The organism is Halorhabdus amylolytica (assembly GCF_004944975.1).
In the GTDB taxonomy this organism is placed as follows: domain Archaea; phylum Halobacteriota; class Halobacteria; order Halobacteriales; family Haloarculaceae; genus Halorhabdus; species Halorhabdus amylolytica.
The window spans coordinates 168,115-194,260 of the sequence record NZ_SPQG01000002.1; the positions used below are offsets into that span (position 1 = coordinate 168,115).

The 26,146-nt window shown below is 61.8% G+C and carries 24 protein-coding genes; 17 read left to right on the forward strand and 7 right to left on the reverse strand.

Annotated elements, in window-relative coordinates:
- A partial coding sequence (gene rdfA / locus E3374_RS03410) for a rod-determining factor RdfA (RefSeq protein WP_345890577.1) occupies window positions 1-264 on the reverse strand: 264 nt, incomplete at its 3' end.
- A gap of 144 nt (window positions 265-408) precedes the next feature.
- On the opposite strand from rdfA, the gene E3374_RS03415 reads away from it, so the two are divergent.
- The 7 genes from E3374_RS03415 to E3374_RS03445 all read left to right on the forward strand — a co-directional run bounded on the left by E3374_RS03415 (window position 409) and on the right by E3374_RS03445 (window position 10,310).
- Window positions 409-2,337 (forward strand): archaea-specific SMC-related protein, encoded by a 1,929-nt coding sequence (locus E3374_RS03415; RefSeq protein WP_136687629.1) that lies wholly within the window; start codon window positions 409-411, stop codon window positions 2,335-2,337.
- Window positions 2,338-3,132: 795 nt separating this feature from the next.
- Window positions 3,133-5,010: a methyl-accepting chemotaxis protein gene (locus E3374_RS03420; RefSeq protein ID WP_136687630.1), complete on the forward strand. Its 1,878-nt coding sequence runs from the start codon at window positions 3,133-3,135 to the stop codon at window positions 5,008-5,010.
- A gap of 167 nt (window positions 5,011-5,177) precedes the next feature.
- Window positions 5,178-6,338: an ABC transporter ATP-binding protein gene (locus E3374_RS03425; RefSeq protein WP_136687631.1), complete on the forward strand. Its 1,161-nt coding sequence runs from the start codon at window positions 5,178-5,180 to the stop codon at window positions 6,336-6,338.
- Window positions 6,339-6,454: 116 nt separating this feature from the next.
- A complete protein-coding gene (locus E3374_RS03430; protein ID WP_136687632.1) occupies window positions 6,455-7,840 on the forward strand; it encodes an ABC transporter substrate-binding protein in 1,386 nt (461 codons plus the stop codon).
- Window positions 7,841-7,876: 36 nt separating this feature from the next.
- Window positions 7,877-8,842 carry a carbohydrate ABC transporter permease gene (locus E3374_RS03435; protein ID WP_136687633.1) on the forward strand — a complete coding sequence of 322 codons (966 nt, stop codon included), beginning with the start codon at window positions 7,877-7,879 and terminating at the stop codon, window positions 8,840-8,842.
- A gap of 1 nt (window position 8,843) precedes the next feature.
- Window positions 8,844-9,761 carry a carbohydrate ABC transporter permease gene (locus tag E3374_RS03440; RefSeq protein WP_136687634.1) on the forward strand — a complete coding sequence of 306 codons (918 nt, stop codon included), beginning with the start codon at window positions 8,844-8,846 and terminating at the stop codon, window positions 9,759-9,761.
- 126 nt (window positions 9,762-9,887) lie between these two features.
- Window positions 9,888-10,310, forward strand: a complete 423-nt coding sequence (locus tag E3374_RS03445; RefSeq protein ID WP_136687635.1) for a hypothetical protein — start codon at window positions 9,888-9,890, stop codon at window positions 10,308-10,310.
- Between the two features lie 487 nt (window positions 10,311-10,797).
- Here the strand turns inward: E3374_RS03445 and polX are convergent, their stop codons facing one another.
- The 6 genes from polX to E3374_RS03475 all read right to left on the reverse strand — a co-directional run bounded on the left by polX (window position 10,798) and on the right by E3374_RS03475 (window position 18,289).
- A complete protein-coding gene (gene polX / locus E3374_RS03450) occupies window positions 10,798-12,549 on the reverse strand; it encodes a DNA polymerase/3'-5' exonuclease PolX (protein WP_136687636.1) in 1,752 nt (583 codons plus the stop codon).
- On the reverse strand, window positions 12,546-12,995 hold the full coding sequence (locus E3374_RS03455; RefSeq protein ID WP_136687637.1) for a DUF5788 family protein: 450 nt from the start codon (window positions 12,993-12,995) through the stop codon (window positions 12,546-12,548). The genes polX and E3374_RS03455 overlap by 4 nt, the downstream gene beginning before the upstream one ends.
- A gap of 50 nt (window positions 12,996-13,045) precedes the next feature.
- On the reverse strand, window positions 13,046-14,272 hold the full coding sequence (locus tag E3374_RS03460) for a HEAT repeat domain-containing protein (protein WP_136687638.1): 1,227 nt from the start codon (window positions 14,270-14,272) through the stop codon (window positions 13,046-13,048).
- A 1-nt stretch (window position 14,273) separates the two neighbouring features.
- The gene (locus tag E3374_RS03465; RefSeq protein WP_136687639.1) at window positions 14,274-15,089 is read right to left on the reverse strand and encodes a CheR family methyltransferase; all 816 of its coding nucleotides are present in this window, start codon (window positions 15,087-15,089) and stop codon (window positions 14,274-14,276) included.
- Window positions 15,090-15,184: 95 nt separating this feature from the next.
- Window positions 15,185-17,203: a chemotaxis protein CheA gene (gene cheA, locus E3374_RS03470; protein ID WP_136687640.1), complete on the reverse strand. Its 2,019-nt coding sequence runs from the start codon at window positions 17,201-17,203 to the stop codon at window positions 15,185-15,187.
- 6 nt (window positions 17,204-17,209) lie between these two features.
- A complete protein-coding gene (locus E3374_RS03475; RefSeq protein ID WP_136687641.1) occupies window positions 17,210-18,289 on the reverse strand; it encodes a protein-glutamate methylesterase/protein-glutamine glutaminase in 1,080 nt (359 codons plus the stop codon).
- A gap of 261 nt (window positions 18,290-18,550) precedes the next feature.
- Here E3374_RS03475 and E3374_RS03480 point away from each other — a divergent pair, with 261 nt between their 5' ends.
- The 10 genes from E3374_RS03480 to E3374_RS03525 all read left to right on the forward strand — a co-directional run.
- A complete protein-coding gene (locus tag E3374_RS03480; RefSeq protein ID WP_136687642.1) occupies window positions 18,551-18,976 on the forward strand; it encodes a chemotaxis protein CheW in 426 nt (141 codons plus the stop codon).
- Window positions 18,977-19,170: 194 nt separating this feature from the next.
- On the forward strand, window positions 19,171-19,896 hold the full coding sequence (locus tag E3374_RS03485; protein ID WP_136687643.1) for an RAD55 family ATPase: 726 nt from the start codon (window positions 19,171-19,173) through the stop codon (window positions 19,894-19,896).
- Between the two features lie 153 nt (window positions 19,897-20,049).
- Window positions 20,050-20,385 (forward strand): winged helix-turn-helix domain-containing protein, encoded by a 336-nt coding sequence (locus E3374_RS03490; RefSeq protein ID WP_136687644.1) that lies wholly within the window; start codon window positions 20,050-20,052, stop codon window positions 20,383-20,385.
- A 226-nt stretch (window positions 20,386-20,611) separates the two neighbouring features.
- Entirely contained in the window at window positions 20,612-20,896 is a 285-nt protein-coding gene (locus tag E3374_RS03495; protein ID WP_248299381.1) for a DUF7521 family protein, read from the forward strand.
- 199 nt (window positions 20,897-21,095) lie between these two features.
- Window positions 21,096-21,719, forward strand: a complete 624-nt coding sequence (locus tag E3374_RS03500) for an archaellin/type IV pilin N-terminal domain-containing protein (protein ID WP_136687645.1) — start codon at window positions 21,096-21,098, stop codon at window positions 21,717-21,719.
- Window positions 21,720-21,809: 90 nt separating this feature from the next.
- Window positions 21,810-22,454, forward strand: coding sequence for a DUF7500 family protein (locus tag E3374_RS03505; RefSeq protein WP_136687646.1), 645 nt, complete (start codon window positions 21,810-21,812; stop codon window positions 22,452-22,454).
- A 107-nt stretch (window positions 22,455-22,561) separates the two neighbouring features.
- Window positions 22,562-22,921: a chemotaxis protein CheY gene (gene cheY / locus E3374_RS03510; protein ID WP_136687647.1), complete on the forward strand. Its 360-nt coding sequence runs from the start codon at window positions 22,562-22,564 to the stop codon at window positions 22,919-22,921.
- Between the two features lies 1 nt (window position 22,922).
- Window positions 22,923-24,149 (forward strand): chemotaxis protein CheC, encoded by a 1,227-nt coding sequence (locus E3374_RS03515; RefSeq protein ID WP_136687648.1) that lies wholly within the window; start codon window positions 22,923-22,925, stop codon window positions 24,147-24,149.
- On the forward strand, window positions 24,146-24,661 hold the full coding sequence (locus tag E3374_RS03520) for a chemotaxis protein CheD (protein ID WP_136687649.1): 516 nt from the start codon (window positions 24,146-24,148) through the stop codon (window positions 24,659-24,661). Before E3374_RS03515 ends, E3374_RS03520 begins: the two co-directional genes overlap by 4 nt.
- Before the next feature lie 219 nt (window positions 24,662-24,880).
- Window positions 24,881-26,146, forward strand: a 1,266-nt coding sequence (locus E3374_RS03525; RefSeq protein WP_136687875.1) for a flagella accessory protein C, incomplete at its 3' end; no start/stop codon positions are given.

Genomic DNA, 26,146 nt, shown 5'->3' on the forward strand with positions numbered 1-26,146 from the left:
GCGCTCCGCAGGGGACGTCCCTTCGTCTTCCTGTAGTACTTCGTAGAGCGCTTCGACGCCCCGATCGCTACTGGCGAGCGTCGCGACGTCCCCACCCACCCGTTCGATCGCCGCTCGGAGTACGCCTTCGTTGACGAACGTCTCTAGGTCCCGCAAGCTCGCCTCGGCCCCGTATCGACGACGCAGTTCCTCGTCGAGGTTCACCAGGTCGTACTGTGTGGCGACGCGGCCCACCTTGCACGAACACCGGTCGCCATCAGCCATGCGTACTCACCTCACATCCCGTTCTCCGTCGGCCCATCTGTCGTTGTTTGGTACCACGTGGCAGTACATGACCTTATCGACTCGGGACTTCCGGGATACTGGATGCATACTTTTTTGTGGTTGTCTGTGCGATCACCTCACAGGATGGCTACCGACGCGAGCGACCAGTCGGTCGACGCTGGACCTGTGAGGGTCACTGTCGAGGATGTCGGCGGAATCGACCGGGCTGACGTCTCGATCACGCCGGGCGTCACCGTGTTCCGCGGTCGGAACGCGACGAACCGCACATCGTTTCTTTCGGCCGTCGCCGGTTCGCTCGGGGGGTCGAGTGGCTCCCTCAAGAGCGACGCCGGGGAGGGGTCGGTTGTACTGCAGATGGGCGACCAGCGCTACACGCGGACCTTTCGGCGGACGGAAGACAGCGTCCGCGTGGGGGGCGAACCATACGTCGAGGACGCGTCACTGGTGGACACCTTCGTCGCCTTGCTCGAGGACAACCCGGCCCGGCGGGCCGTCGAACGGGGCGATGATCTCAGAGACATCATCATGCGTCCGGTCGATACCGACGGGATCGAACGGCGTATCGATTCCCTCCGCGCCGAATCAGAACGGCTCGCGGATCGGATCGAAGAAGTCCGCGAGCGCAAGGAGCGGCTCCCGGCGCTGGAGGATCGCCGCCGCTCCCTGGAGTCCGAACTCGCGTCCGTCGACGAACGCATCGAGTCCCTTCGCGAGGAGATCACTGCCTACGAATCCGACCAGCCGACGGCGGCAGAAGCCGACACCCTCGTCGAGGAACTGGAGGATGCCCGTGGGGAACACACCCGCGTCGAGAGCGAGATCGAGGTGATCGAGGCCGAGATCGGCTCCCTGGAGTCCGAGATCGACGAACTCGAGGGAGATGCGGACACCGAGTACACCGACGAGGAACTCGAGGACGTCAAGGAGGAACTTGCTGTTGCCCGAGAACGGCGCCGCCAACTCGATGAGACGACAAATGCCCTGCACACCATCGTGGAGTTCAACCGGGATCTCCTGGAGGGGTCCCTGGAGTTGCCCGGCATCGAACCGGCCGAATCCGGGCCAGTGACTGAACTCGCACCCGAAGACGAGCGGGAACTCGTCTGCTGGACCTGCGGGAGCCGTGTCACCCGGCGCGAGGTCGACGAGCGCCTGGACGCACTCCGGGAAGTCGTCGACGAGAAGCGGGCCGAACGGACTGATGTCGAGCAGCGCGTGACCGAACTCGAGGAGCGCCGCGAGGCGATCGAAGGGGCTCTGGCCGAACGCGAGCGCGTCAGCCAGGAACGCGAGACGCTCCGGAACCGCCTCGAGGAAAAACACGAGCACCTCTCGACGTTACAATCCCGCGAAACGGAACTGACAGAGCGTATCGCCGACCTGGAGACCGAGGTCGCCGAAACCCAGCAATTGCGCGACGACGAACTCCTCGAGATGTATGAGGAAGTGAGCGACTGTCAGTACGAACGGGGTCAGTTACAGCAGCGGTTGGACGACCTCCGCGAGGACATAGAGGAGATCGAATCGCTGCCCGCTGTCGAGGATCTCGCGGCCGAACGCGATGATCTGCGCGAGCGGATCGCCCGGGAGCGCGCACGGATCGAGCGACTCGAGCGTCGGGCCGTCGAGACGTTCAACCGAGAGATGGACGACCTGCTTGACGTCCTCGCATACGAGAACATCGCGCGCGTTTGGATCGAACGCCTGACAGACGAACCCGGTCCCGACGCCGATAGCACGCTCGAACTCCACGTCGTCCGGGAAGGAACAACCGGGACTAGCTACGAGGAGACCGTCGACAACCTCAGCGAGAGCGAGCGGGAACTGATCGGACTCGTGTTCGCACTCGCGGGATATCTGAGTCACGAAGTCCACGAAGACGTCCCGTTCCTGTTGCTGGATTCGCTGGAAGCGATGGACTCCGAACGGATTGGGAGCCTGGTCGAACACTTCGCAGAGTACGCGGACATCCTGCTCGTCGCGTTGCTCCCCGAGGACGCCCGAGCGGTTTCCGACCGGCACGAGCGGATCGACGCCAGCGTCCTCCGTTGAGCTCGTTCTCCCCTTCTATACAAACACATGTTTGTAAATTCCGCTCGACATCAGTTCACTGATAGCGAACGCCCGAACCATATCGATCGGCGGGCGCCGATCTCGACCGCGGTCGGCGTTTTCCAGGAGTGAACGATGGGGTCCTGATCTCGAACTCGTGCTAATCGTCGATCACGGCCCGGCCGATACGACTACTACGGCCTGGCCGGTACGAACTCGGTCCGGATTGTGAACGCCGTCTCGGTTCCGGTTGTCGTGGCCGCCGGGGAACCGACTCAGCCGAACATCGGCGCGGGATGACGATCAGCGATAGTCCAGTACGCCGGTGTAGCCTTGCGTTCCCGGGACTCCATTCGAAATATCCACTCCCGGAGTTCAGTTCCCGTCTCGGAACTGGCCTACGTTCACTGGTGGTGAACGGAGTTCTCAGGCCCGTGTCGTGTTTTGTCCTCTGAGTGATCAGTTCCCCGGCGGTGCGTCGTTGTCCATCGCTTTCGGAGTTGGGTGGTGTCCGATGGCCGTGCTACGCTGTTCACTCACAGAAAACGTTTGGACGATAATTAAGAATTCGGGGCCGGGATGACACTGTCCTCGTCCGAAGTCATGCCATGAGGGCTACGTCGGTCATCGAGCCGGCCAGGGATCGGGACTCACGTCCTCGGCGACGACAGCCGTCAGGAGCAGCGATCGCGGATCGTGTCCCCGTACGTTTCCGTTCTGTCGGGGGCCGGAGACCTGTGTGCTGTGGAGAAACATATACAGGCACGTACTCCATCGTAGTAGTAAGGGAAAACGATGAACGATCCGCATGGCCCGGACACGACAGGCGGGGCGGAACGCGGGCGGTGGTTTACCCGCGTCGTGCCGAACTTCGTTCGGCGGCGGTTCACGCTGAAGTTCGCACTCATCCTGGCGATCATGGGGTTGACGATCGGGGTTATCGGGGCGACGGCGACGGGTGCCATCTCCGAGCAGGTCGAGAGCAACGTCGAGGAGGAGTATCGGAACCTGGCGTCCCAGCAGGCCAATTCGATCGAGACGTGGATCGAACGGAACTCGATCTCGGTCAAACTCGCCTCGAAGAACCGGGCGTTCAGTGTCACTCGACCCGGCTCGCGCTTCCAGATCCGCCAGGAACTGGCCACGACTGCCGGCAACGTCTACGGGGCCCATGCGATCTACCTCGTGAACAAGTCCGGACCTGCCCACCGGGTCGTCGCCAGTCCACAGATCTCCTTCGATATGAACCTCTCTGAGACCTCCCGTGACTGGATCCAATCGAGCCCGATCGACTCCCTGAACGTGATGGACGTCCACGTCACTGACGTCCACCGGGTCAGCGCCACCCCGGTCGTGGCGTTCATCAGTCCGGTAGCGGGTCATCCCGATCGTTACCTCGTGATGGAGTACGCCGTCGAGGATCTCGCCACGTCGCTGGATACCGATAGCGAGGCGCGGTTCACCCAGGTCGTCAACGATGCCGGGATCGTTCAGGTTGCCAGGGACGACAGCGAGATCCTCGGCCAGTACGGCGACAGCGATGCGATGCGCCCCGTCCGTCTCGCACCCGACTTGCTGGATACGGACCGGCAGGCGGGTGTCATTCCCGAGATGGCGCCCCAGGACTCCGTTCTCGGCGAGCCGTACTCGGTAGGGTACGCTCCGATCCGCGTCACGAACGTCCCGCTGAACTGGACCGTCGTCATCCACGAGCCACGTTCGAACGTCTTCGGGTTCGTGTGGGCCGTCTCCCGCTGGGGCAGACTGGCGACGCTCGCCGGCGTCCTGCTCGTTGTTGCCCTCGGCGCGGTCATCGGGTACAACACCACCCGCGACGTCAACCGTCTGCGGGAGTGGGCCCGGCAGATGCGTGAGGGGGACCTCGAGACAACGGTCACAACCACCCGCATCGACGCTATCGGGGAACTATACGACGGCTTCGAGAACATGCGATCCTCCCTGAAACAGCAGATCATGGAGGCCGAACACGCCCGAAAGGAGGCCGAGGTGTCCCGGGCGGAGGCCATGGAGATGAACCGCTACCTCCAGGAAAAGGCCGAAGAGTACTCCGAAACCATGCGCCAGTGTGCCGAGGGCGACCTTACCCGGCGACTAGAGCCGGACGGCGAGAACGACGCTATGGACCGGATTGCCGCGGACTTCAACGAGATGATCGGAGAACTGGAGACGACCACCGACCAACTGAAACGCTTCGCTGTCCGGGTCGAGGACACCGGCGAGGTACTCCAGGCAAGCTCGGATAGCGTCCGGGTCGCCAGCGGGCACGTCGCCGACTCCGTTCAGCGGATCGCCGACGACGCCGACGAGCAGAAAGAGCGCCTCCAGGAGGTTTCCCGGGAGATCGACGACCTCGCGGACACCTTCGACAAGTGGGCCGAGGAGTACGCCGACCAGGAGGTCCAGGAACCGATCGACCGCCTCGGAGAGATCGCCACCAGGGTCGGGGAGGTCGCCGAACTCAGCGAGGAAACTCTCGCCGAATCGGGCATCGTGGCCGGAGCCGCCGAGGAGCAGGCCGCCGAACTCACGGAGGTCTCGGAACGCGCTCGCGACCTGACCCGCTACGCGCGACCGCTACGGGACGCTCTCGACGAGTTCGACACCGACAGCGACACCGAACTCTATCTCGACCCCGAACTCGCTGCCGACTGATCCGGTCCGTGGCCGTTCGTTCTCGCTGTCTGCAGGTCTTCCGGGTCTCAATTTTCCTGTCGTCCGTTCGTCGGTGGTCGACCTGTCTCTCCTTTCGGGCCCTCCAATTCGGAACTGCTCCGGTCTCCAAGGAAACTTATTTATATCAGAATACCGCACAAACGTTCATGGCGAACGTGACGCTCGACGAAGTGACCAAAATCTTCGAGGATGAGAGCGGGGAGATCGTCGCCGTTGACGACGTGAACATCGACATCAGGGACGGCGAGTTTCTGGTACTGGTCGGTCCGTCGGGATGCGGCAAGTCGACGACCCTCCGGATGGTCGCAGGCCTCGAGAAGCCGACGAGTGGGACAATCAGCGTGGATGGCGAATCGATCACCCATCGCTCGCCCCAGGAACGGAACGTGGCGATGGTGTTCCAGTCGTACGCGCTGTATCCGCACATGACGGTTCGGGGCAACATGTCCTTCGGACTCGAGGAGGCGACTGAACTCTCCGAGGAGGAGATCCACACGCGCGTCGAGGACGCGGCGACGATGCTCGGCATCGACAACCTCCTCGATCGCAAGCCGGACGAACTCTCCGGGGGCCAACAACAGCGCGTCGCGCTCGGACGGGCGATCGTCCGCGAACCGGACGCGTTCCTGCTGGACGAACCGCTGGCGAACCTGGACGCGAAACTCCGCTCGGAGATGCGGACCGAACTCCAGCACCTCCAGGAGGATCTGGATACGACGACGATCTACGTGACCCACGACCAGACCGAAGCCATGACGATGTCCGACCGGATCGCCGTCCTCAACGACGGGCAACTCCAGCAGATCGGGACGCCCCTGGAGTGTTATCACCGTCCCAACAACCAGTTCGTGGCCGGATTCATCGGCGAACCCTCGATGAACTTCCTCCCCGTGACGCTCGAGAACGGTCGGCTCGTCGGCGAGCACTTCGAATACCCGCTCAGCGAGGAGACGCGCGCGAATCTGGAAGGGCGGACGGACCTCGTTCTGGGGATCCGCCCGGAAGACGTCGAAATCATGGACACGCCGAGTGGCGAGCACGAGTTCCCGGGTGTCGTCGACGTGGTCGAGCCGATGGGGAACGAGAACACTGTCCACGTGGCCTTCGAGGGTCAGGATCGGGCCGACGCCGAACTGACCGCGACGATCAGTGGCATGCGCAACGTCGCTGAGGCGGCGTCAATCGGGGTCGGGATTCCGGAGAATGCGATCCACATCTTCGACGGTGAGACCGGCGAATCCCTGCACAATCGTGATCTCGGGGACGTCGAAGGCGACCGCCCGCTCCAGGGCGCAGAGGCGGCCTGAATTCAACGATCGCCCCTTTGTGTCGGTTCTCGTGGTCGGGTAGTCTTCTCTGCGGTTAGTCCTCCATAAAAATCGAACACAATCATTATGTATGAGTATGTTGAACACCAAAGTGTATGACAGCAGATAACGGTACTGGCAGCGATACGGTTTCGCGTCGAACAGTGATCGGAACGGCCGCGGGGCTCGCGACGGTCGGCCTCGCAGGCTGTGGGAGCGGCGACACGACCGAGGCGCCAGCCGATACTCCCAGTGATGGAGGTTCCGGTGGTGACGGTGGTGACGGTATGTCTGCTGAGACGACGGAGACGGGGCCGACGCCGAACGACACTGCACTGGAAGTGTTGCATGCCTGGACCGGCGGGGACGGCGCGGCGGCGGTCGAGAAGCTGACGTCGATGTTCAAAGAGGAGTACCCGGATCTGGCGACGAACTTCCGGCCCATCGGTGGAACGGGGAACGTCAACCTTGACTCCGTCGTCGCCCGTCGGTTAGCCAACCGGAACCCACCGGCGTCCTGGCAGGCCTGGCCCGGCGAGAACATCACCCAGTACGGCGGCCTCCTGGCCAACATCACCGACGTCTGGGAGGAGAACAACTACACGGAGACGATGAACCCGATGGCCGCGGAACAGTGCCGGCTCAACGGTGAGTACCGGTCGATGCCGCTGGTCTCCCACCGGATGAACAACCTGTTCTACAACGTTCACGTCTTCGAAGACGCTGGCGTCGATCCGGCTTCGGTCAGCAGTCCGAGTGGGCTGCTTGACGCATTCGAAACGATCTCGAACGAGACTGACGCAGTCCCGATGGCCCACGCGATGTCGGGACCGTGGACGACCCTTCAGCTCATCTTCCAGAACTTCCTGGGCATGCACGGCTACGACGCGTACATGAGCTACATCGAGGGCGACGGTGACAAGGCGCTCCTCGTCGAGGCGCTGGAAACCACCCAGGAGATGCTGGAAAATTACATCAATAACGACGCCTCGACCATCAGCTTCACGACAGCCAACCAGAAGATGATGGACGGCAACGCCGCGACGATTCAGCAGGGTAACTGGGCCTACGGCATGTACCGTGCCGAGGACAGCGGTGTCTCCTACCAAGAGGACTGGGATTGGATGGCCTATCCCGGTACCGAGGAGATGTACATGCTCCACATCGACGCGTTCACCTTCTCCCGTGACACGTCGACGCCGGTCAAACAGAAGACCTGGGCGAAGTTCCTCGGAACGAAAGACGCGCAAGTCGAGTTCGGCAACCGCAAGGGCGCGATCCCGCTTCGGACCGACATCGATACCAGTCGTCTGACGCCGTTCCTCGAGATGAACGCCAAACACCTGGCGAACTACGACCAGTTCCCGCCGACGATCGCTCACGGGCTGGCTGTTTCGCCCAATGCGCTGAACGCCTGCAAGTCGGCGGTCGGGAGCAACTTCAGTGGACCGTACGACGCCGAGGCGACGGCAACCGGGCTAATGGACGCCGTCTCCCAGTAAGAACTGCTGCGCTATAGTCATCCAATATTCCCAATTATGGCAGGTTCACAGGATACGGCAGCTAGATCCGGTGTTACCGCTGGGCATGCAACCGGATCCGACAGACGTGAGCGCTTGCGCCAGTTCTGGAAGAGTGACTTCGTCCGATCTTCGCCGTACTGGGCGATTCCGCTGGCGATCATGGGGCTCGCCGTCTACGGCGGGATCATCTGGAACTTCCTTATCTCACTGACCGATTACGAGGGATTCTTGCAACCGCCGGATTACGGCCATCTCGACTTCGAAATGTACGCCCGGGCGCTGGGGGATCCGGCCGTGTTCTCGACCGGCAAGAACACGTTCGTCCTGTTGTTGGCTTTCACGACGGTCTCACTGGTATTGGGACTGTTTCTGGCCATTCTCCTCGATCGGGACCTCCGTCAGAAGAACACGGTCCAGACGATCTATCTGCTCCCGATGGCGCTGTCGTTCGTCGTGACGGCCCAGTTCTGGCTGTGGATGTACAATTACGACAACGGACTCGTCAACACGATCGTCGGCCTGTTCGGTCTCGGGCCGTACAACTGGATCGGGGATCCACAGTTGGTCCTCGGAGCGGTTATCTTCGCGTTGATCTGGCAGTTCAGTGGGTACTGCATGGTCGTGTTCCTCGCCGGCCTGCAGTCGATCCCCACCGATCAGTTCGAGGCGGCGAGGGTCGACGGCGCGAGCATCATCAAGACGTACTGGCGGATCATCATCCCCCAGTTGAAGTCCGCGTCGGTGAGCGCGGCGGTCGTGTTGATGATCTTCGCGCTGAAGATCTTCACATTCCTCTATGCGATGTTCGGTACGTATCGTCCGCCCAAGGGGACTGACGTTCTCGCCACGCTGATGGTTCGACAGGCGTTCAATCTCCAGAACTGGGCGTACGCCGCCGCGATCGCGACTATCCTCCTCACGATGGCGCTGGTCGTGGTCGCACCGTACCTCTACTACCAGTACAGAGCGAGGGCACTCTAAAATGAGTCAAGCAACCACGTCGGAACGAGACGGTGTCGCGCGCATACTGCCGGACATGAGCTACCGTCGGATCGGGGTCTACTTCGTAGTCCTGTTCTTTACGGCCTTCTTCCTCTCGCCCATCTGGACGGGGCTGGTCACGTCGCTGAAATCCAGTGGTGCGGCGACGACGCCGTTCTTGCCGCCCACACCGTCGAATTTCACCCTCGAGAACTGGGGGCGAGCGTTCGACATGTTGAGCCGTGGGTTCATCAACAGTTTCGCGATGGCGATCCCGTCGACGTTGCTCGACGTTTTGCTGGGGAGCATGGCCGCCTACGGCCTGACGCTGGTCGATTGGCGTCGCCAGATGCCCGTCGTGTTGCTGTTCGTCTTCGGGATCTTCCTCCCGTATCAGGCGATTCTGGTCCCGCTGAGTGACTTCTGGACCAACGTCATGCCGCTCACGAAAGGACTGATCATCGAGGGTGTCACGATCGTGCCCCCGAGCGAGCGGTGGGGGACGCTGGCCGAGCTGACGCTCACCCACGTCGCCTACGGGATCCCGATCTGTTTCCTGCTGTTCCGATCGTACTACAAGGGCATTTCCCAGGAACTCGTCGAGGCGGCGAAGGTCGACGGTGCGAGCATCACCAAGATCTACACTCGGATCGTCCTGCCGCTCTCGAAGCCGATGATCGGCGTCGTGCTGATCTACCAGTTCACCCAGATCTGGAACGAGTTCCTCTTCTCGCTGACGCTGATCGGCAGTTCCTCGGACAAGGCCGCGACGATCACGCTCATCCTGTCAGGACTCGGTGCCGACCTGAGCGGGGTCAACTTCCCGCTGCGGATGGCCGGTGCCTTCCTTGCCGCGCTGCCGACTCTGTTCATCTACGTCCTCTTCGCCGAGGAGTTCGCCGAAGGCCAGGCGACCTAACGGTTCTTTCTATTTCGACGCACGTTCTCGGCTCGATCGACAGTTCGACTCATTGGAGTCGCCACGTCATCGAGAGTCGTCGACCGAACACCAATGTTTTGAGATGCCTGTTCCAATTTCTTCCCGATGAACGAAACGCCGAACCGACTCACGGTGGTAATCTGGACGGTCAGCCTCGGTATCCTCACTTCCTTTACCGCCGGGTCGATGATCTCTGTTGCCGACGCCGGTGATGACCTCCTGTTGACGGTCGTGGCGTTCGTCCTTTCCTCGGCGGTCCTGTATCCCGTCGTCGTCCGTAACTGGGAACGCTGGGCTCGCGAACAACCCCTCGTCCGGATCGTCGTCTACTTCGCGCCGCTGTTCTTCGTCATGGTTTTGCTCTCTGGGCTCGTTCACCTCTTGTTTGGCAGGTGGGGCGTGGTCACCACGCTCCTTGAAACCGCTGTCGCGGTGGTGACGTTCGCCCTCACGATCTGGCTGTCTTTCTATGGCGGCGCCGACCTCGTCAGAAAATACGTGGTCAGGAAGTTGGATGTCGAGTGGTAATTCGATTGCCCGGAAAACGTGATGTGCGCCCTTTATTGATAATCTTGTTTACCACTATCAGAAAAAGACGGATATCTGACTATTTCTCTATCGGTCTTCCCCGGGATGTCGGGGGAGGCGACCGACCGCTCGGGCGATCGTGACAGTGATTTCTTGTTTCGTACGTTTTAGACGTATATGACTGTCTTATCGTCGATTCCGTTCGGATATTGTTCGGCAAGCTAACTTTGCTACTTAGCTGCTGAGTTTGCTACTGTATTCGGCTGTGAGCTCCTGATTCGATCTCGTAGCTACCGATCGACACCCGAACGACTCGATTTAACACTCAAAAGCGGTGATCAGAGCGTCCGACTGATCGTTGGTCCCCGGGAGCACATGTCTGTGTAGTGTTCACAGACAGACCGATATTGAAATGCCGACAGTAACAATATTCTATAATACTATGAGGTCATACATGTATACAGTTCGAACGCGTTGTGAGGTATCCTCACGTTGGGGAACCATCCGCCAGGAACTCACGTAACTTCGAGAGTGGTTGGGCGTTGAGTACGTCCCCGGCTTTGGCCCACCCTCTTCGGGCGGTGTGGACGCCGAACCGGCTGAAGTCGTAGCTCGACGGGTGGTGAGCGTCGGTGTCGATAGCGATCGTCGCGCCGGCGTCGATAGCCTGTTTGACTTCGTTTCCCCCGAGATCCAGACGTTGCGGGTTTGCGCTGACTTCCAGGGCGGTGTCGTGTTCGGCGGCCGCCGTCGCCAGTTCCGGGATGTCGAGGTCTAGACCGGGACGTCGGTTGAGGTATCGTCCAGTGGGGTGGCCGATTACGTCCACGTGTGGATGTTCGACGGCGGCGATCAGGCGGTCGGTCCCGTCGCCGTCGAGGCTCGCGTGCGGTGACGCGACGACGAGGTCGAGTTCGGCGAGGAGATCCTCGGCGACCGAGATCGATCCGTCGGTGCCGACGTTCGCTTCGACGCCCGCCAGAACCGCGATGTCGTTCCGTCGTTCGTCCACAGCCTGGACTTCGTCGAGTTGTTCGCGCAACTCGTCGTCTTCGAGGCCGACGCCGCCGACCATCCCCGAACCGGTCGCGTGGTCGGTGATGGCGACGTACTCGTAGCCCCGCTCGGCCGCTCCCTCGACCATCCCCTCGATCGTTTCGTTCCCGTCTGACCACTCCGTGTGGACGTGCAGGTCTCCACGGACCTCTTGGGTCTCGACGAGATCCGGCAGTTCGCCCGCGGCAGCGGCCGCGATCTCGCCGCGGTCCTCGCGTAGTTCGGGCGGAATCGGCGGCAAGTCCAGGGCTGCGTACATCGACTTCTCGGTCTCGCCGGCGACGTGTTCGCCGGCTCGCTGGTCGTCGTCCTCGACATCACGCACGTCGAAGACCCCGTACTCGTTCATCTTCAGATCGCGCTCGATGGCCCGGTTACGCAGAGTGACGTTGTGATCCTTGCTGCCGGTGAAGTACTGCAACGCGGCGCCGAACTCCCCTGGGTCGACGACCCGGAGATCGATCCGGACGTCGTCCGAGCGGATGCTGGCCTTTTGATCGCCGGCTTCGATGACTCGGTCGGCGTACCCCCAATCAGTGAACGACTCGATGACGGCCTCGGGGTCCTCGCTCCCCACCAGGACGTCGACGTCGCCGATCGTCGCCTTCCAGCGTCGGAGCGACCCGGCGAGTTCACACCGCCTGACGGCGTCGGAGACGTTCAGGTAGGTCACCACCTGCTCACCGCGGGGACGGGCGTCACCCAGCAATTGGCGCTCGTGTGCCTGCCTGGCGAAGTCGATCCCCGAACGGATGTTCTCCTCGGTCTTCGCGCCGAACCCCGAGACTTCCCGGATCTCGCCCGCCCGCGCTGCCACCTCCAGATCGTCGAGCGTCTCGATTCCGAGTGCCTCATAGAGCGTCCCGACGGTCTTCGGGCCGACCCCTTCGACGCTCGTCAACGCGCCCATCTCGACCGGTAACTCCTCGCGCAACTCCTCGAGTTCTTCTATCTTGCCGGTCTCGACGTATTCGACGATCTTCGACGCGATCGCCTCGCCCACGCGGTCGATCCCCTGGACTGCCTCGACCCCCTCCTCGGCGAGTTCGGCCACGTCCTGGGGGTATTCGGCGACGTTCTCGGCAGCTCGCCGGTAGGCCCGGGGCTTGTACTCGACGTCTTTGGCCTCCAGGAGGTCGGCGAACTCTTCGAGGCGGTCGGCGACCTCGGCGTTGCTTGTCATGGCCCACCCCGGGCGCGTCGGTCACCCGCGTCCCCGTCCTGACCGAGTGCCTTCCGGAGGAACCGCATCCAGCGTCTGCGATCGGCAGTCGTCGCGGCCTCCCGTTCGGCCTCGACATCGGCGGGTTCGAGGTTCTCCAGGGCGTGAAGCGCCCGGTCTATCCCCACGATCGACTCGGCCAGTGCCTCGCCCTCCTCGTAGCTGAGCGAGGCGGATTCGAGCCGCTCGACCCGTCGAGTGCGCTCGCGCCGAAGTTTCGTTTTGACGGACTCGACGCGGTCGCGCTCCTCGGCCGGAACGGCTTCCCGCCGCCTGGTCTCGAAGACGAACGTACGTAGATCGAGCGACTCCCCGTCGATCTCGATGGCGTCCGGGATTTCTGCCCCCACCGTTGCGCCCTCGCGCTCGACCCGTTCGAGGAGTTGTTTGCGTTCGTACTCGTTCACGTCTTCCCGTCGGGGTCCGACGGACAAAAATCTCCGCGTCGGGGCCGATCTCACAGACGGCCGCCGAGTTTCGAGATCGCCGAGAACGCTCGCTTGCGGATCTCCTCGTCGTCGGTCTCGTCTAAGAGTGCGTCCAGGGTCTCCCGTGAGCGTTCGCCGCCGACCTTCCCGAGCGTAAAGATCGCTTGCGTCCGGGCGTTCGTCGGTCGATCAGCGTCAGTCACAACTTCCAGGAGTCTGTCCTCGACGCGGTCGTCTTCGAGTTGTGCCAGACTCGTCGCGGCGAACTGGGCGGTCATCTGATCGTCGTCGGCGAGTGCTTCGACGAGCGCGTCGATCACCCGTTCGTCGGCGTCGGTGACGACACGCCCGAGCAACCACGCCGTGTTACGCCGCTGGGCGGCCTGTGTCCCCTCCTCGATAATCTCGACCAGCGGCACGACGACGCTCTCGTCGTCGGTCTCGCTCAACCGGTCGACAATCGTTTCCCTGATCTCGTGGCTCTTCTCCGTCGGCACGTTCGCCAGCAACTCGATCAGTGAGTACACTGCCGTCCGCCGAACGGTCGCCGACTCGTCGGCAAGCGCTTCGACGAGTGCGTCGACCGGCGCGGCGTTCTCGAAGTTGCCGAACGCGCCGACTGCGATCCGGCGTACCCGTTCTGACGGGTCGTCGTACATATCCAGCAACGCCGAAAGCGCCTGCCGGTTGCCGATCTGTCCGAGCGCTTGGGCGGCCTCCCGGCGCACGACAACAGTCGGATCCGTGAGCAACCCTTCCAGCTGACTCACGGCCCGCGGGTCGCCGATCGATCCACAGGATCGTGCCGCTCGCGCCCGGACGCGGGGATCGTCGTCACCGAAGCGGGCCACTAGCGGCTCGATCGCGTCGCTGTCGCCGAACTGACCCAGTCCGTTTGCGGCAGCCATCCGCAATTCGGGGACGTCGGCCTCCAGGGCGTTGACGAACGCCTTCGCGCGCACCCAGTCGGCCCCCTCGGCATCGAAGTCGACGCCGGCCATGTCCTCGATGAGTGACTCGATCGCATCGCCACCGAGGTCGTCCAGGGAGTCGACGGCCGCCGCGGTCACCGCCCCGGCGTCGTCCTCCCGGGCGGCCCGAACGAGGGCACTGACGATGTCCCGTCGGTCCTGGTGGTCTTCGAACTCTCCGAGGATCGACGCCGCCCGCTGTCGCACGTCGTCGTTGTCGCTCTCCCGGAGGACCCTGATGAGTTCCTGGACGTCACCCTCGCGCTGTAGTTCGAACAGTGACATGTCACACCCGTTCGTAGATCCGGTACTGTTTGTCGCTCGCCTCGAAGGCCGAACGCGCGCCTGCCGGGATCGTCTCGGTCATACCGATCATGAGATACCCGCCGGACCGGAGGGAGCCACGGATCGTCTCGAAGATTGGCTCCTTGTAGGCGGCGTCGATATAGATGAGGAAGTTCCGGCAAAGCAGCAAGTCGAACCCGCTCTTGGGATCGCCGCCGATGAGGTCGTGTTGCTCGAAAGTGACCATCTCCCCGATCGAGTCCCGGACGGTGAACGTGTCGCCTTCGCGGTCGATGTACCGGTCGCTGTTGGCCAGCGGTTCCAGTTCCGCCTCGATGTCGCTGGTCTGGGAGGCTTCGTAGACGCCCGCGCGGGCTTTCTTGAGGATGTCCGGGTTGATGTCTGTCGCCAGGATATCGAGGCGTTCGTCCCGTATCTCCGGGTCGTCCCGGGCGAGCATCGCCAGGGAGTACGGCTCGCGGCCGTCGGCACAGGGCGCGCTCCAGGCGTTTACCTCGCGGTTCTGGGCGGTCAGCCTTCGGAGGATCGGTCGGAGTCCTTCCCAGGCATCCGGATTGCGGAAGAACCCGGTGACGTTGATCGACAGGGAATCGAGCAGTGCTTCCTGCTCGTCGGCGTCACCTTCGAGCAGTCGCAGGTAGGTACGGTAGTTCTCGGTGTCGGTCCGGCGCATCCGGGCGGTGATTCGCCGGTCCATGTAGGCGTCGTTGTAGAAGTCGGATTCGAATGATAGCTCCGTCTCGAGGTACTCGAGCAGGGAGTCAAAGCCCCGCTGGGATCCTGACCGGCGACTCATCGATGGGTCACGTTGTCCGATGATGAGAACTCGGCGCTAATGATTGCACCGGTCGGAGCCGTCTTCGCGACGACCGGCGAGACTGGTCGTCACCGTCACAGCGTCACGACGTCCAGGATGTGGACGATATTCCCGTCGCCGAGGACGGCCGTCCCCGAGAGGCCGGGCGTTCCAGAGAGGATGCCCTCGAGGGGCTTGACGACGACCTCCTCCTGGCTGTTGACCTCGTCGCAGTGGAGGGCGACCTTCCGTTCGGACTCGCGGACGCGGACGAGCATCCCGTCGCCGTTGGCCGTCTCGCCGGGGACGTCGAAGCTCTCCGCGAGATCGATGATGGGGTAGATCTCGTCGTTGTGCTTGATGACCTCGTTGCCGTTGATCGTTCGGGACTCGGTCGCGGCCGTGATCTCGTCGACGTTCTTGATCGGGATGCCGTACTGCTCGTCACCGACCTGGACGAACAGCACCTTCACGATAGCCATCGTCACCGGTAGGCGCAGCGAGACGGTCGTCCCCTCGCCGGGGGTGGACTCGACGTTGACTGACCCGTCTAGTTGCGTGACCGTCTCGTGGACGACGTCCATGCCGACCCCACGGCCGCTGGTGTCGGTGACCTCCTCGGCCGTCGAGAACCCTGGGTGGAACGTCAGATCGTAGATCGCCGAGTCGTCCATCCGTTCGAGTTCGTCCGCCGAGCGGATCCCGCTTTCGAGGGCCTGTTCGCGGATCGCGTCGACGTCCAGACCGGCGCCGTCGTCCTCGACTGCGATGACGACGTGGTCACGCTCGCGGCGCGCACGTAACTCGATTTGTCCCTCGCGGGGCTTGCCCTTTCGTTCGCGCTCCGTGGGTGCCTCGATCCCGTGATCGACCGCGTTCCGGAGAATGTGCATCAGCGGATCGGAGATCTCGGTGAGGATCGTCCGGTCGAGTTCGATGTCCTCTCCCTCGATGGTGAACTCGACTTCTTTGCCGAGGTCCCGTGAGAGGTCCCGAACCAGCCGGGGGAACTTCCCGACTACCTTGCGCAACGGGATCAGTCGCATGTCCATGACCGTGTTCTGGAGACTGGCGGTGATCTTGTCGAGTTCGTTCAGCGTCTCGTTGGCCGAGTCGAGACTCTTGTCTTCGACCGCCCGCCGGAGCTTGATCCGGCTGGTGACTAACTGCTCGACTAACCCGTGTAAGTCGTCGAGTTGCCCGACGTCCACCCGGACGGACTTGATCTCGTCGACCGAGGAGTCGGCACCATCACCCGACGAGGAACTCCCTGCCCCGTCGTCCTCGCTCGGTTTACTGTCTGCTGCTGCGACGGCTGCCGTCGCTTCGGTCACCGTCGATGTCTCGATGGTACCGATCCCACCGAGTGCCGATCGAACGTCTTCCCTGTCGTCAGCGGCGACGAACGCCGAGAACGTCTCCTCGAAGTCCCCGTCCTCGATGGCGTCCCTGTCCGGATGGGTCGCCAGCACGTCCAACTCTTCGACGAGCGCCTCGACGGCGAGCATCGCGTCGACACCCTGCATGTTCCCATCACCAACGTCGACGCCCACGTGGTAGACTGCTCCCTCGTCGGGTTCCGGGACATCCGTGTCTTCGAGGACGGTCTCGACGTCGACCGTGTCGCCGTCACCCGTGTCGCCGCCGGTGGTCGTCGTACTGTCCTCGTCGTCGGATACCGATTCGTCCTCGGACCGGTCACCACTGGCCTCGCTTTCTGATCCGGCTGCCTCGGCACCTTCTTCGATGACTGTCCGGATGTCTTCGACCATCGTCGCAGTCTCTATCGTCGATTCGCCGTGCTCCTCAATCTCGTTGACGATGGCTTCGATATCGTCTACCCCGGCGAAGACCAGGTCCATGATCTCCGGGGTGACTTCCATTTCCCCCTGGCGCATCTCGTCCAGTAAGTCCTCGATGGCATGGGCCAGGTCGCTCGCTTCCTCGAAACCCATCGCGCCGAAGTTCCCCTTCAGCGTATGGGCCGTCCGGAAGATCGAGTCCATCGCTTCCTGGTCGTCGGGGTCCGATTCGAGTTCGAGCAACGAGTTGTTCAGTTCCGTGATCGCTTCCTCGCTCTCACGGATGAACGCGTCGAGATATTGGTCCTCCATGTTCAGTTAGTATACCTCCGGTTTGACCGCATCCAGGATCCCGCTCGCGATCGAGTCCAACGAGCAGACCGAATCCACCTTGCCGGTCTCGATCGCCCGCTTGGGCATGCCATAGACCGCCGAGGACGCCTCGTCCTGGACGAGTGTCCGTCCGCCGGCCCGTTTGATCGCCCGAATCCCCTCGGCCCCGTCTTCGCCCATCCCCGTCAGGATGACGCCGACGAGGGGGTCCGTGATCACCTCGGCCGCACTTTCCATCGTCACGTCGACTGCGGGCCGGACGCTGTTGACGGGCGGGTCTTCCGTCAGCGAGACGCGCAGTCGGCCGCGACGGTAGTTCGAGACGACCATGTGGTGACCGCCGGCCGCTACCAGCGCCTCGCCGCCGCCGATCCGGTCGCCGTCACCTGCTTCCCGGACGGTGTACTCGCTTCGCCCGTCCAGTCGATCAGCGAAGCGCTCGGTGAACTCGTCGGGCATGTGCTGGACGACGAGAATCCGAAGATCGGCTTCGACCGGCAACTCCGAGAGGAGCCGTTCGACGACCGTGGGTCCGCCGGTCGAGGACCCGATCACCAGCGTCGGGTTCTCGACGTACTGTTCGGCGGCCGGCCGTGAAAGTACTTCGTCGCCCTCGGCAGCCGACGAACCGGCGGGTTCGTCCGACTGCGCCGTCGGATCGACCTCGGCGACCGAGTGAACCATCTCGACGAGCTGGTCCTTCAGCCGGGACATCTCCATCGACACCTCGCCACCCGGTTTCGTGAAGAAGTCCACGGCGCCCTTCTCCAGGGCCTCGAAGGTGACGTCAGCGTTTTCGTCGGTATGGGCCGAAAGCATCAGGATCGGCGTCGGCGACATCGCCATGATCTGCTCGACGGCCTCGATGCCGTTCATCTCCGGCATCTCGACGTCCATCGTCACGACGTCTGGGTCGTGTTCGTCGACTAGTTCGACCGCTTCCCGGCCGTGTTTCGCCTTGGCGACGACCTCGATTCCGCCCTCCTCTAAGATGTCGGAGATCACACTCCGCATGAAGTGGCTGTCGTCCGCGACGACGGCCCGCGTCGGTGTCCGTCTCGACATGGTTGCTGTTGTCTCGCTCGACTGCTCCAGGGTTAAATGTGACCACACGCGCGCCGGCGATCGACCGCGTCCGATCACGCCCCTCGCACTCTCTCAGAACCTTGCCCAACAGACCAGATAAAGACTCCGCCGTCGTAATCAACGTTGATAACCCGGAGGACACACTTATGGGGGTTTTGACGGAAGTGAGACGTAACGCCGTCCGGCGACGCGACCCGCTCGACGGGTCCGGCCCGGGTCGCCGCCGGGAGGAGATCACAGATGTCAGATTCAACCGGACAAGTCCTGGAGTTCGACCTTGGGGAGGAGACCTACTGCGTGAGTATCGACTACGTGACCGAAATCGTCGACGTCGGGGAACTGACGACCGTCCCGAACTCGCCGCGACACGTCAAAGGGGTGATGGATTTGCGGGGACGGACGACCGCCATCGTCGATCCGAAGGTGGTCTTCGATATCGGCGACGACGGCGAGGCACGACGGATCGTCGTCTTCGACCCCGATATCGCCGCCGACCAGGAGGCCGCCGGCTGGCTCGTCGACGAGGTCCGCCAGGTCCGGGGGGTCAACCCGGAGAACGTCGACTCTTCACCCGCGGGAACGGACGCCAGTTCCATCAGGGGCGTCATCAAACGCGACGAGGGCTTCGTCATCTGGGTCGATCCGGCGGCCGTCCACGCCGAGTAACTCTCGCGGGACGAGGACCACGTTTTCGCGGATCGCTGAGGGTGTTTCCGTCCGTCCGGGATGGTTTCGTCTCCCGTTTGCTGTCGTATTCGTCAACTGTCCGCTGTGTATATGTTTCTCGTCCGAATTGATCCGGAAGGCTTTTTCACCGATGCCGCCCCACCGTACCGTAACTCGCGGCGAGGACATCCATAATGATCGAACTCACCAAGACCGGTATCGACGGGCTCGATTCGATTCTCAACGGCGGGATCGTCAGCAACTCGACGACACTCGTCATCGGGACACCCGGTGCCGGAAAGAGCATTCTGGGGTTACAATTCATCTACAACGGTGTCGAACAGTTCGACGAACGGGGTATCTTCCTGTCCTTCGAGGAGAACAAGGAAGACCTCCGCGCGGCAGCAGAATCGATCGGTTTCGAACGCTGGGCGGAGTTCGAGGAGGCGGGAGATATCAAAGTCTACGACAAGCGGCGATTGCTACAGCAGAACGATTTCTCGGAGACGCTGGACGTACTGCTTGAGGACCTCGATCAGGGGGAATACGACCGGCTGGTACTGGACTCTCTGGCGATGTTCGAGCTGTTCTTCGACGACGAGGCTGAACGACGCACCTACCTGTTGAAGTTCACCGACATCCTCAAACAGAACGGGCTGACCAGTCTCCTGACCAACGAACAGGCGTCGGTGTTCCCTGACACGGATATCGGCCTCGAGAACTTCCTCACCGACGGGAACATCTATCTGATCCAGACACCCACCGAGTCTGGGGTCAACCGCTACGTCTGGGTGGCGAAGATGCGAAAGCAGGACATCGAGACGGACATCTACCCGATGGAAATCTCCCACGGCGGTATCGAGGTCCACAACAACGCCAGCGCCTTTTCGATGATGAACGATTCCGAATCTCCGCTCTGATAGTCCTATCCTGTCGTTCTTGGTGTTGAGAACGGCCCTGAACGAACGGAAGACCGTCTTTCGCGTCCGTTCCGTTCGTTACGGTTCCGGGTAGTTACGTGTCGCTTTCATCGTCGATAGTTTTACTTCGACGCGCTATAGTATCTGATAACAATGGCATCGGTCGATTTACTCCGGACGCTCGGGAACAAGTACAGCGCCGAGATCCTCGACGCGACCGACGAACCGAAATCGGCCCAGGAGTTGAGTGACCAACTCGACATCCCGATCGCGACTTGTTACCGACGGATCGACGAACTCACTGATCACGATCTGCTCGAACTCCACGACAACGTCCTCTCGGACGACCGCCGACGCATCAAGGTCTACCGGCGCAACGTCGACGCGATCGAGGTCGACTTCGACGAATCGTTGTTGATCGACGTTCAGGAACGTTCGGAGGTCACAAACCGTCTCGACGAGGCCTGGCGGACGCTTTCCGAACCCTAGCGCACGCGCGCAGAAGATACTCTCGACCGAGCGATCCGCGACCTGTGTCTGGTGTGTCTCTTCCTGCTGAACCGTTGTCTCTGCCGTATTCCTGTTGAACCGTTGTCCTTGCCCCACCTGTATTTCTCGCCCCGATCATCGACCGGGTCCGACTCCGCCAGTCCGATTATCACGCGAGATATTTTCGAGGAATGATTTAAGACCTATCCTCGGGAACGTTGAGGCAGTGCCAGTAATCGAACTCCTCTATGCGGTTTTGACCCTCGTCTTCGTCGTCGCAGGGTTGACAATGGTTGGCATGGCGATGCGGGCGTACGTTCAGACCTCCCGTCGTGCGATGCTTCACCTGTCCGTGGGCTTTGCCCTCGCAGTGGCGGGTGCCGCGGCGACGATGATCAGTGCGTTCATTACCGGCTTCGACGGGACCCGCGGGTTGTTGCTTGTCAACAGCGGGTTGACGACCTTCGGGTATCTCTTCGTGATGTACAGTCTGGTCACTTACGAGGCCTGACCGGCGACCCTGTTTCGGCTGGCCTCCTAAATTCGCCGGGAATTCGAGAAGTGCTGTCTGATGTTTTCGAATATAGTATCTACAATTCATCCATTGAACCGGTCGATTTCACCTTTGATAATTTTGGAGCCATTCTTAAGTAGGTGTACGAGAACTTCTCAGGTAGAGTCTGGGAACCGGTACCCAGGCGGAGATACAAATGTTCGAACGCAAACGCACGGACGGACCGAACGAACGGGCCCAGGTCGGGATCGGCACACTCATCGTGTTCATCGCGATGGTGCTGGTCGCGGCGATCGCGGCGGGCGTGCTGATCAACACGGCCGGGTTCTTACAGAGTAGTGCCGAACAGAGTGGACAACAGGCGGCCGAGCAGGTCACCAATCGATTAGTGGAAGTGAACACGATCGGTAATGTGACCTCCAATGGTGAAGAAATCCAATCCGTCGAGATGACAGTGAAGCTTGCCCCAGGTTCGGCGGACGTCAATCTCAACGATACGACCATGCAGTGGGTTGCGTCCACGGGCAGTAGCCAGGTCGTTTCGGAACTTGCAGGCACCAGTACGGACTTCCCCGTGTTCACCTGGGATACTGTCAGAGACAACGACGGGTCGATCAACGGTAGTAATACGCTAAACGATCCTGTTGACCGGGCCACAGTCACGCTCGCCCTCTCCGGTAACACTGGCGGAGCTACGCTCAATAATCTGGGTTCCGGGGAATCCGCCGAACTCCAGATCAACACTCGCTCCGGTGGGACGACGACGGTGACGCTGGTCGTGCCGGACTCGCTGTCGAACAAGGACACGGTCCAACTATAAGCGGCCTGCTCCTATCTTTCTCCGTTGCTTTCACCGGACAGCGATAGTCCCACCGACGGAATTATATCCGTTCGCGGCTCATTGACACACATGGTGACGGGAGATGACGAAGAAGACGACGGACGCGTCTTAGCTCCCGAGGAGCTCGACATCTCCGACGACGAGCACGTCGCCGAGATCGAGGACGGCCGCTACGTCGTCTCCCCCAACGATCCGATCGGTAACGTCGACGGGATCGACACTGTCGACTCGCGTTCGTCGTCGCCCAGTGGGACGGAGAGCGAGAGTTCGACGGAATCGGAGTCACCACCTGAACGGACAGATCCTGACGAATCCGATACCTCGCTCCAGCAGGCGAACGGTCCGGGACCGACGCGTCCCGAGGAGTTGACCGAGGCCGACGTCGAGGACTGGCTTCGAGAGGACTTCCGGGAGGCCAATTCTCGATACGGTTTTCACGTGACTGCGACGTTCGACGGCCGGGTGTCCCAGCGCCGGATGATGTCCAACGACGTGGTGACGATCTTCGAGAGCCTGATCCTGTGGTACGCCCAGCACATCGACAGCGAGACGCCCGTCGAGGAGATTTTGGGTATCCTGCTGACCGAATCGAACGTCCCGATCAGCTACCCGACCGAACGACTTTCGAGTCTCGTCAAGGCACACGGTCTCGGCCCCGAGGACTCGATCGCGGACCTGCTGGAACGCGTCGACGACGACGGTTTCGAACTGTGATCGGTTCGATGACGCGTCGTCTCGGAGCCTGCCGAGAACGCTATCAAACGCGATAATCTCACGGAAGCATTTATTGGGTGAATTCGCCAACCCCACAGGTACAAGACATGCCAGAAGTATTGATCGCGGACGACTCGGAATTCATGCGGAACCTGCTTCGCGAGATCTTAGAGGAGGATCACCAGATCATCGGCGAGGTCGAGAACGGCGTCGAGGCCGTTGAGGCCTACAAAGACAAGGAACCCGACCTCGTCATGATGGACATCGTCATGCCCATCAGGGACGGGATCGAGGCCACTGACGAGATCAAATCCTCGAATCCCGAGGCTAATGTCATCATGTGCACCAGTGTCGGTCAGGAGGAAAAGATGAAAGAAGCCGTCAAGGCCGGGGCTGACGGCTACATCACCAAGCCGTTCCAGAAACCGAGCGTGATGGAGGCCATCGAGGACGTCGTTCCCTCCTGAAATGAAAGTCGACATCCAGTCGCTTGGGACGTTCAATCAACTCGCCCACGAGGGCGCCCAGCAAGCGACGGCGTCGATGGCTCAGATGACCGGCATCGACGCGGCCGTCGACGTGACCAAGATCACGCTCGTCGACCGAGCCGACGTGGGTGAGGAATTGGACGACGGAGAGTACGTCGGCGTTCAGTTCGATTTCGAGGGTGAACTGTCCGGTCGGACGGCGCTGGTGTTGGATCGACCCTGCAGCGAGACGTTGACTGACGCGCTTCTTCCGGGCGACTCGGCGGCCAACATGGCCCAGAGCGGCGTCAAGGAGATCGGCAATATCATGATGAGCGGGTTCATCGACGGGTGGGCCGACTACCTCGAGACCACGATCGATCACTCCCCGCCGACCTACATCGAAGGCGTCGGCAGAGATGTTATTCCTGCTTCGAAGGGCGAGGCAGGTGCGGACGGGAGAACCGACCAGCTGTTCGTTTTCAAGAGCCAGATCGAGTACATCGAGGAGTCGGTCGAGTTCTACATCTACATGCTTCCGGATTATGACTCACTCACCAGTCTGATGACGACCCACGCGGACACGGAGAGTGACGCCATCCCCATCGACAAGCTCGAGGTGTTCAATCAGATGACCGAGCGGGGGACCCAGAAGGCAGCCGAGAACGTCTCGATGATGACGGGTATCGACACCGAGGCCGAGGTGTCACAGATCAGCTTCGCCCGTATCGAGGACGTGCCGAAACAGATCGAAAACTCCCGCTACGTCGGGACTGTCGTCGAGTTCACGGGGATCCCGAGTGGCTTCCTGCTGGTGTTGTTCGACGAGATGTCGGCGAAGAACGTCGCCGAGGCGATGATGCCGGTCGAGATGGATGGCGACGACCTGACCGACCAGCACACTGCGGCCATCGAGGAACTGGGTAATATCATGACCAGCGGATTCGTCGACGGCTGGGCGAACGTCCTCCGGACGTCGGTCGATCACACACCCCCGCGACTGATCCACGATATGGGCCAGGCGATCCTCGATCCCCTCGCGGCACAGGTTGGTCGACACCAGGAACACGCCTTCATCGTCGACTCTCGAATGCGGACCGACGACGTCGAGTTCGAGGCTGAGATCCACGCACTCCCCAACGAACAGGAACTCCGGGAGGCCCTCGACGCACTGATGATCGAACGGGCCGAAGAGACCGACGCTGACCCCGACGAGATCTTCCAATGAAGGTCTACGATGGATCCAAGGCGGCCGAGTCCGAGCCGACCGAACGGATCAAGGTCGGCATCGCCGAGTACGATGTCTCGACGAACGGTGCCGTCCTCACGACGAGCGGACTCGGCTCGTGTATCGGCGTTGCGATCTACGATCGGGCTGTCGGTGCGTCGGGGCTCGTCCATGTGATGTTGCCGACCGCCGAGGATGTCGACGGTGGAAATCCCGCGAAGTTCGCCGACACGGGCGTCGAGACGCTCGTCAGCGCTCTCGAAGACGAGGGTGCGGACAGCTCGAACATGATCGCAAAGATCGCCGGCGGCAGCGACATGCTCGACTTCTCGAAGAACGGCTCCGGCATCGGTGCCCGCAACCTGACCGTCGTCCGGGAGACCCTCGACGCTCTCGACATCCCCATCGTCGAGGCCGACGTCGGCGGTGACCACGGCCGCTCGCTCCGCCTGGAGGGAGAGACGGGCGACCTGATCGTCAAGAGCGCTAACCGCGAGGAAAAGCGTCTGTGACTGACTGTTCCGTCCCGTGACGTGTCCCGCCCCCATCGTCTGACGTGCGTCTTCCGTTTCGAGAATCGATATCTTGGCGGTTCTCTCCCCGTCTCTCGACGGAAGCGAACCGTCGTCAGACGCTAATTTCTTCGGGTCAATTCGGAATAGAAGAGTCAGTTATCACGTATGATACTCTAAACGGTACATTGAAGAGTGTATGACGGGATCTAGGTATTGATGAGCAGTCTCTCCCCCCTCTGGGTCGGCACGTACGTGGAGGCGGTGGCGGGAGTCCCCCTTCTGGACGCCAGTGGTTGGTTCCTCGGCCCGGTGGGGTCGATCCCGCCAGAGCCGGCGGTCGTCGCCTTGCTGGCGGTCGGATTTGTCGGGATGAGTATCAAGTCCGTCTTCGATTCGATCCTCTCCGAGGACGAGGAGGAAGTGGACGACGCGAGCGATGACGGATTGATGCCCGAAGAGGGGGGCGACGAGTTCGGTGACCTCGGTGGACTGGATGACGACGACGACGAGTTCGGCGAGTTCGGTGACGACGAGTTCGGCGACATGGACGCCGGTGCGGACACCGACGAACTCGAACACCGTCTGGACGAACTCGAGACCGAGGTCGGCAGTCTCTCCTCGACGGTCAACACGGTTCGCAACGAGAACGAACAGATTTCCGAGACGGTCGACGACGTCGAGGAAAACGTCCGGAAACTACTGGATATCTACGAGATGGTGACTCGGGGTGTCAATCCCTTCGCTGACGACATCGACGCCGGCGGCCTGGGGGGTCCCGGCGATCAGTCCTTTGGCCTGTTCGACGACGGTGGCGATGATACTGATGAGGAACTCGAAGAAGACATCGCCAACGCTGACGCGGAGGGGTTCTTCGATGAGGACCTCGTCGAGGACGACGAGGAGATCGAGGCCGACACCGACGTCGGCGACGTGTTGGGTGAGGAAGCCGGTGACGGAAACGACGGGGTCGCGTTCGACGACGAGTTTGACGAGGACTTCGACGATGTCGACGAGGACCTCGACGAGGGTGGATTCGACGACGACTTCGAGATGGATGACGGCGATGACGAGGACGATTCCGGCGGCGAGAGTGGCAAGTCCTTCGCGGAACTCAAAGACGAGTACGAGTCCGGTGACGCCGAATGGGCCGAGGGAAGCGAGGAAGCGGAATCGATCGAGGACAATCCAGGGGAGGCGTCGGACGAGGAGTTCGACACCGACGATTCCGGGGACGCCATCGAGGAGATGGAGACCGAGGCGGCCGACGATGCGCTGGCCGACGACGACCTCTTCGATACGGTCATCGAGGACGAGGGGACCCCGACGGAAGACGACGCGGAGGCTCCCGACGCCTCGGATGAGGGAGACGCCGAGTCGATGGAGATGTCCGACGGTTCGTCCGTCGAGACGGCTCCGTCCGAAGAACTCGACGACGAGACGGTGACCGGGGCTGACGAATCGGACGACGAGACGGTGACCGGG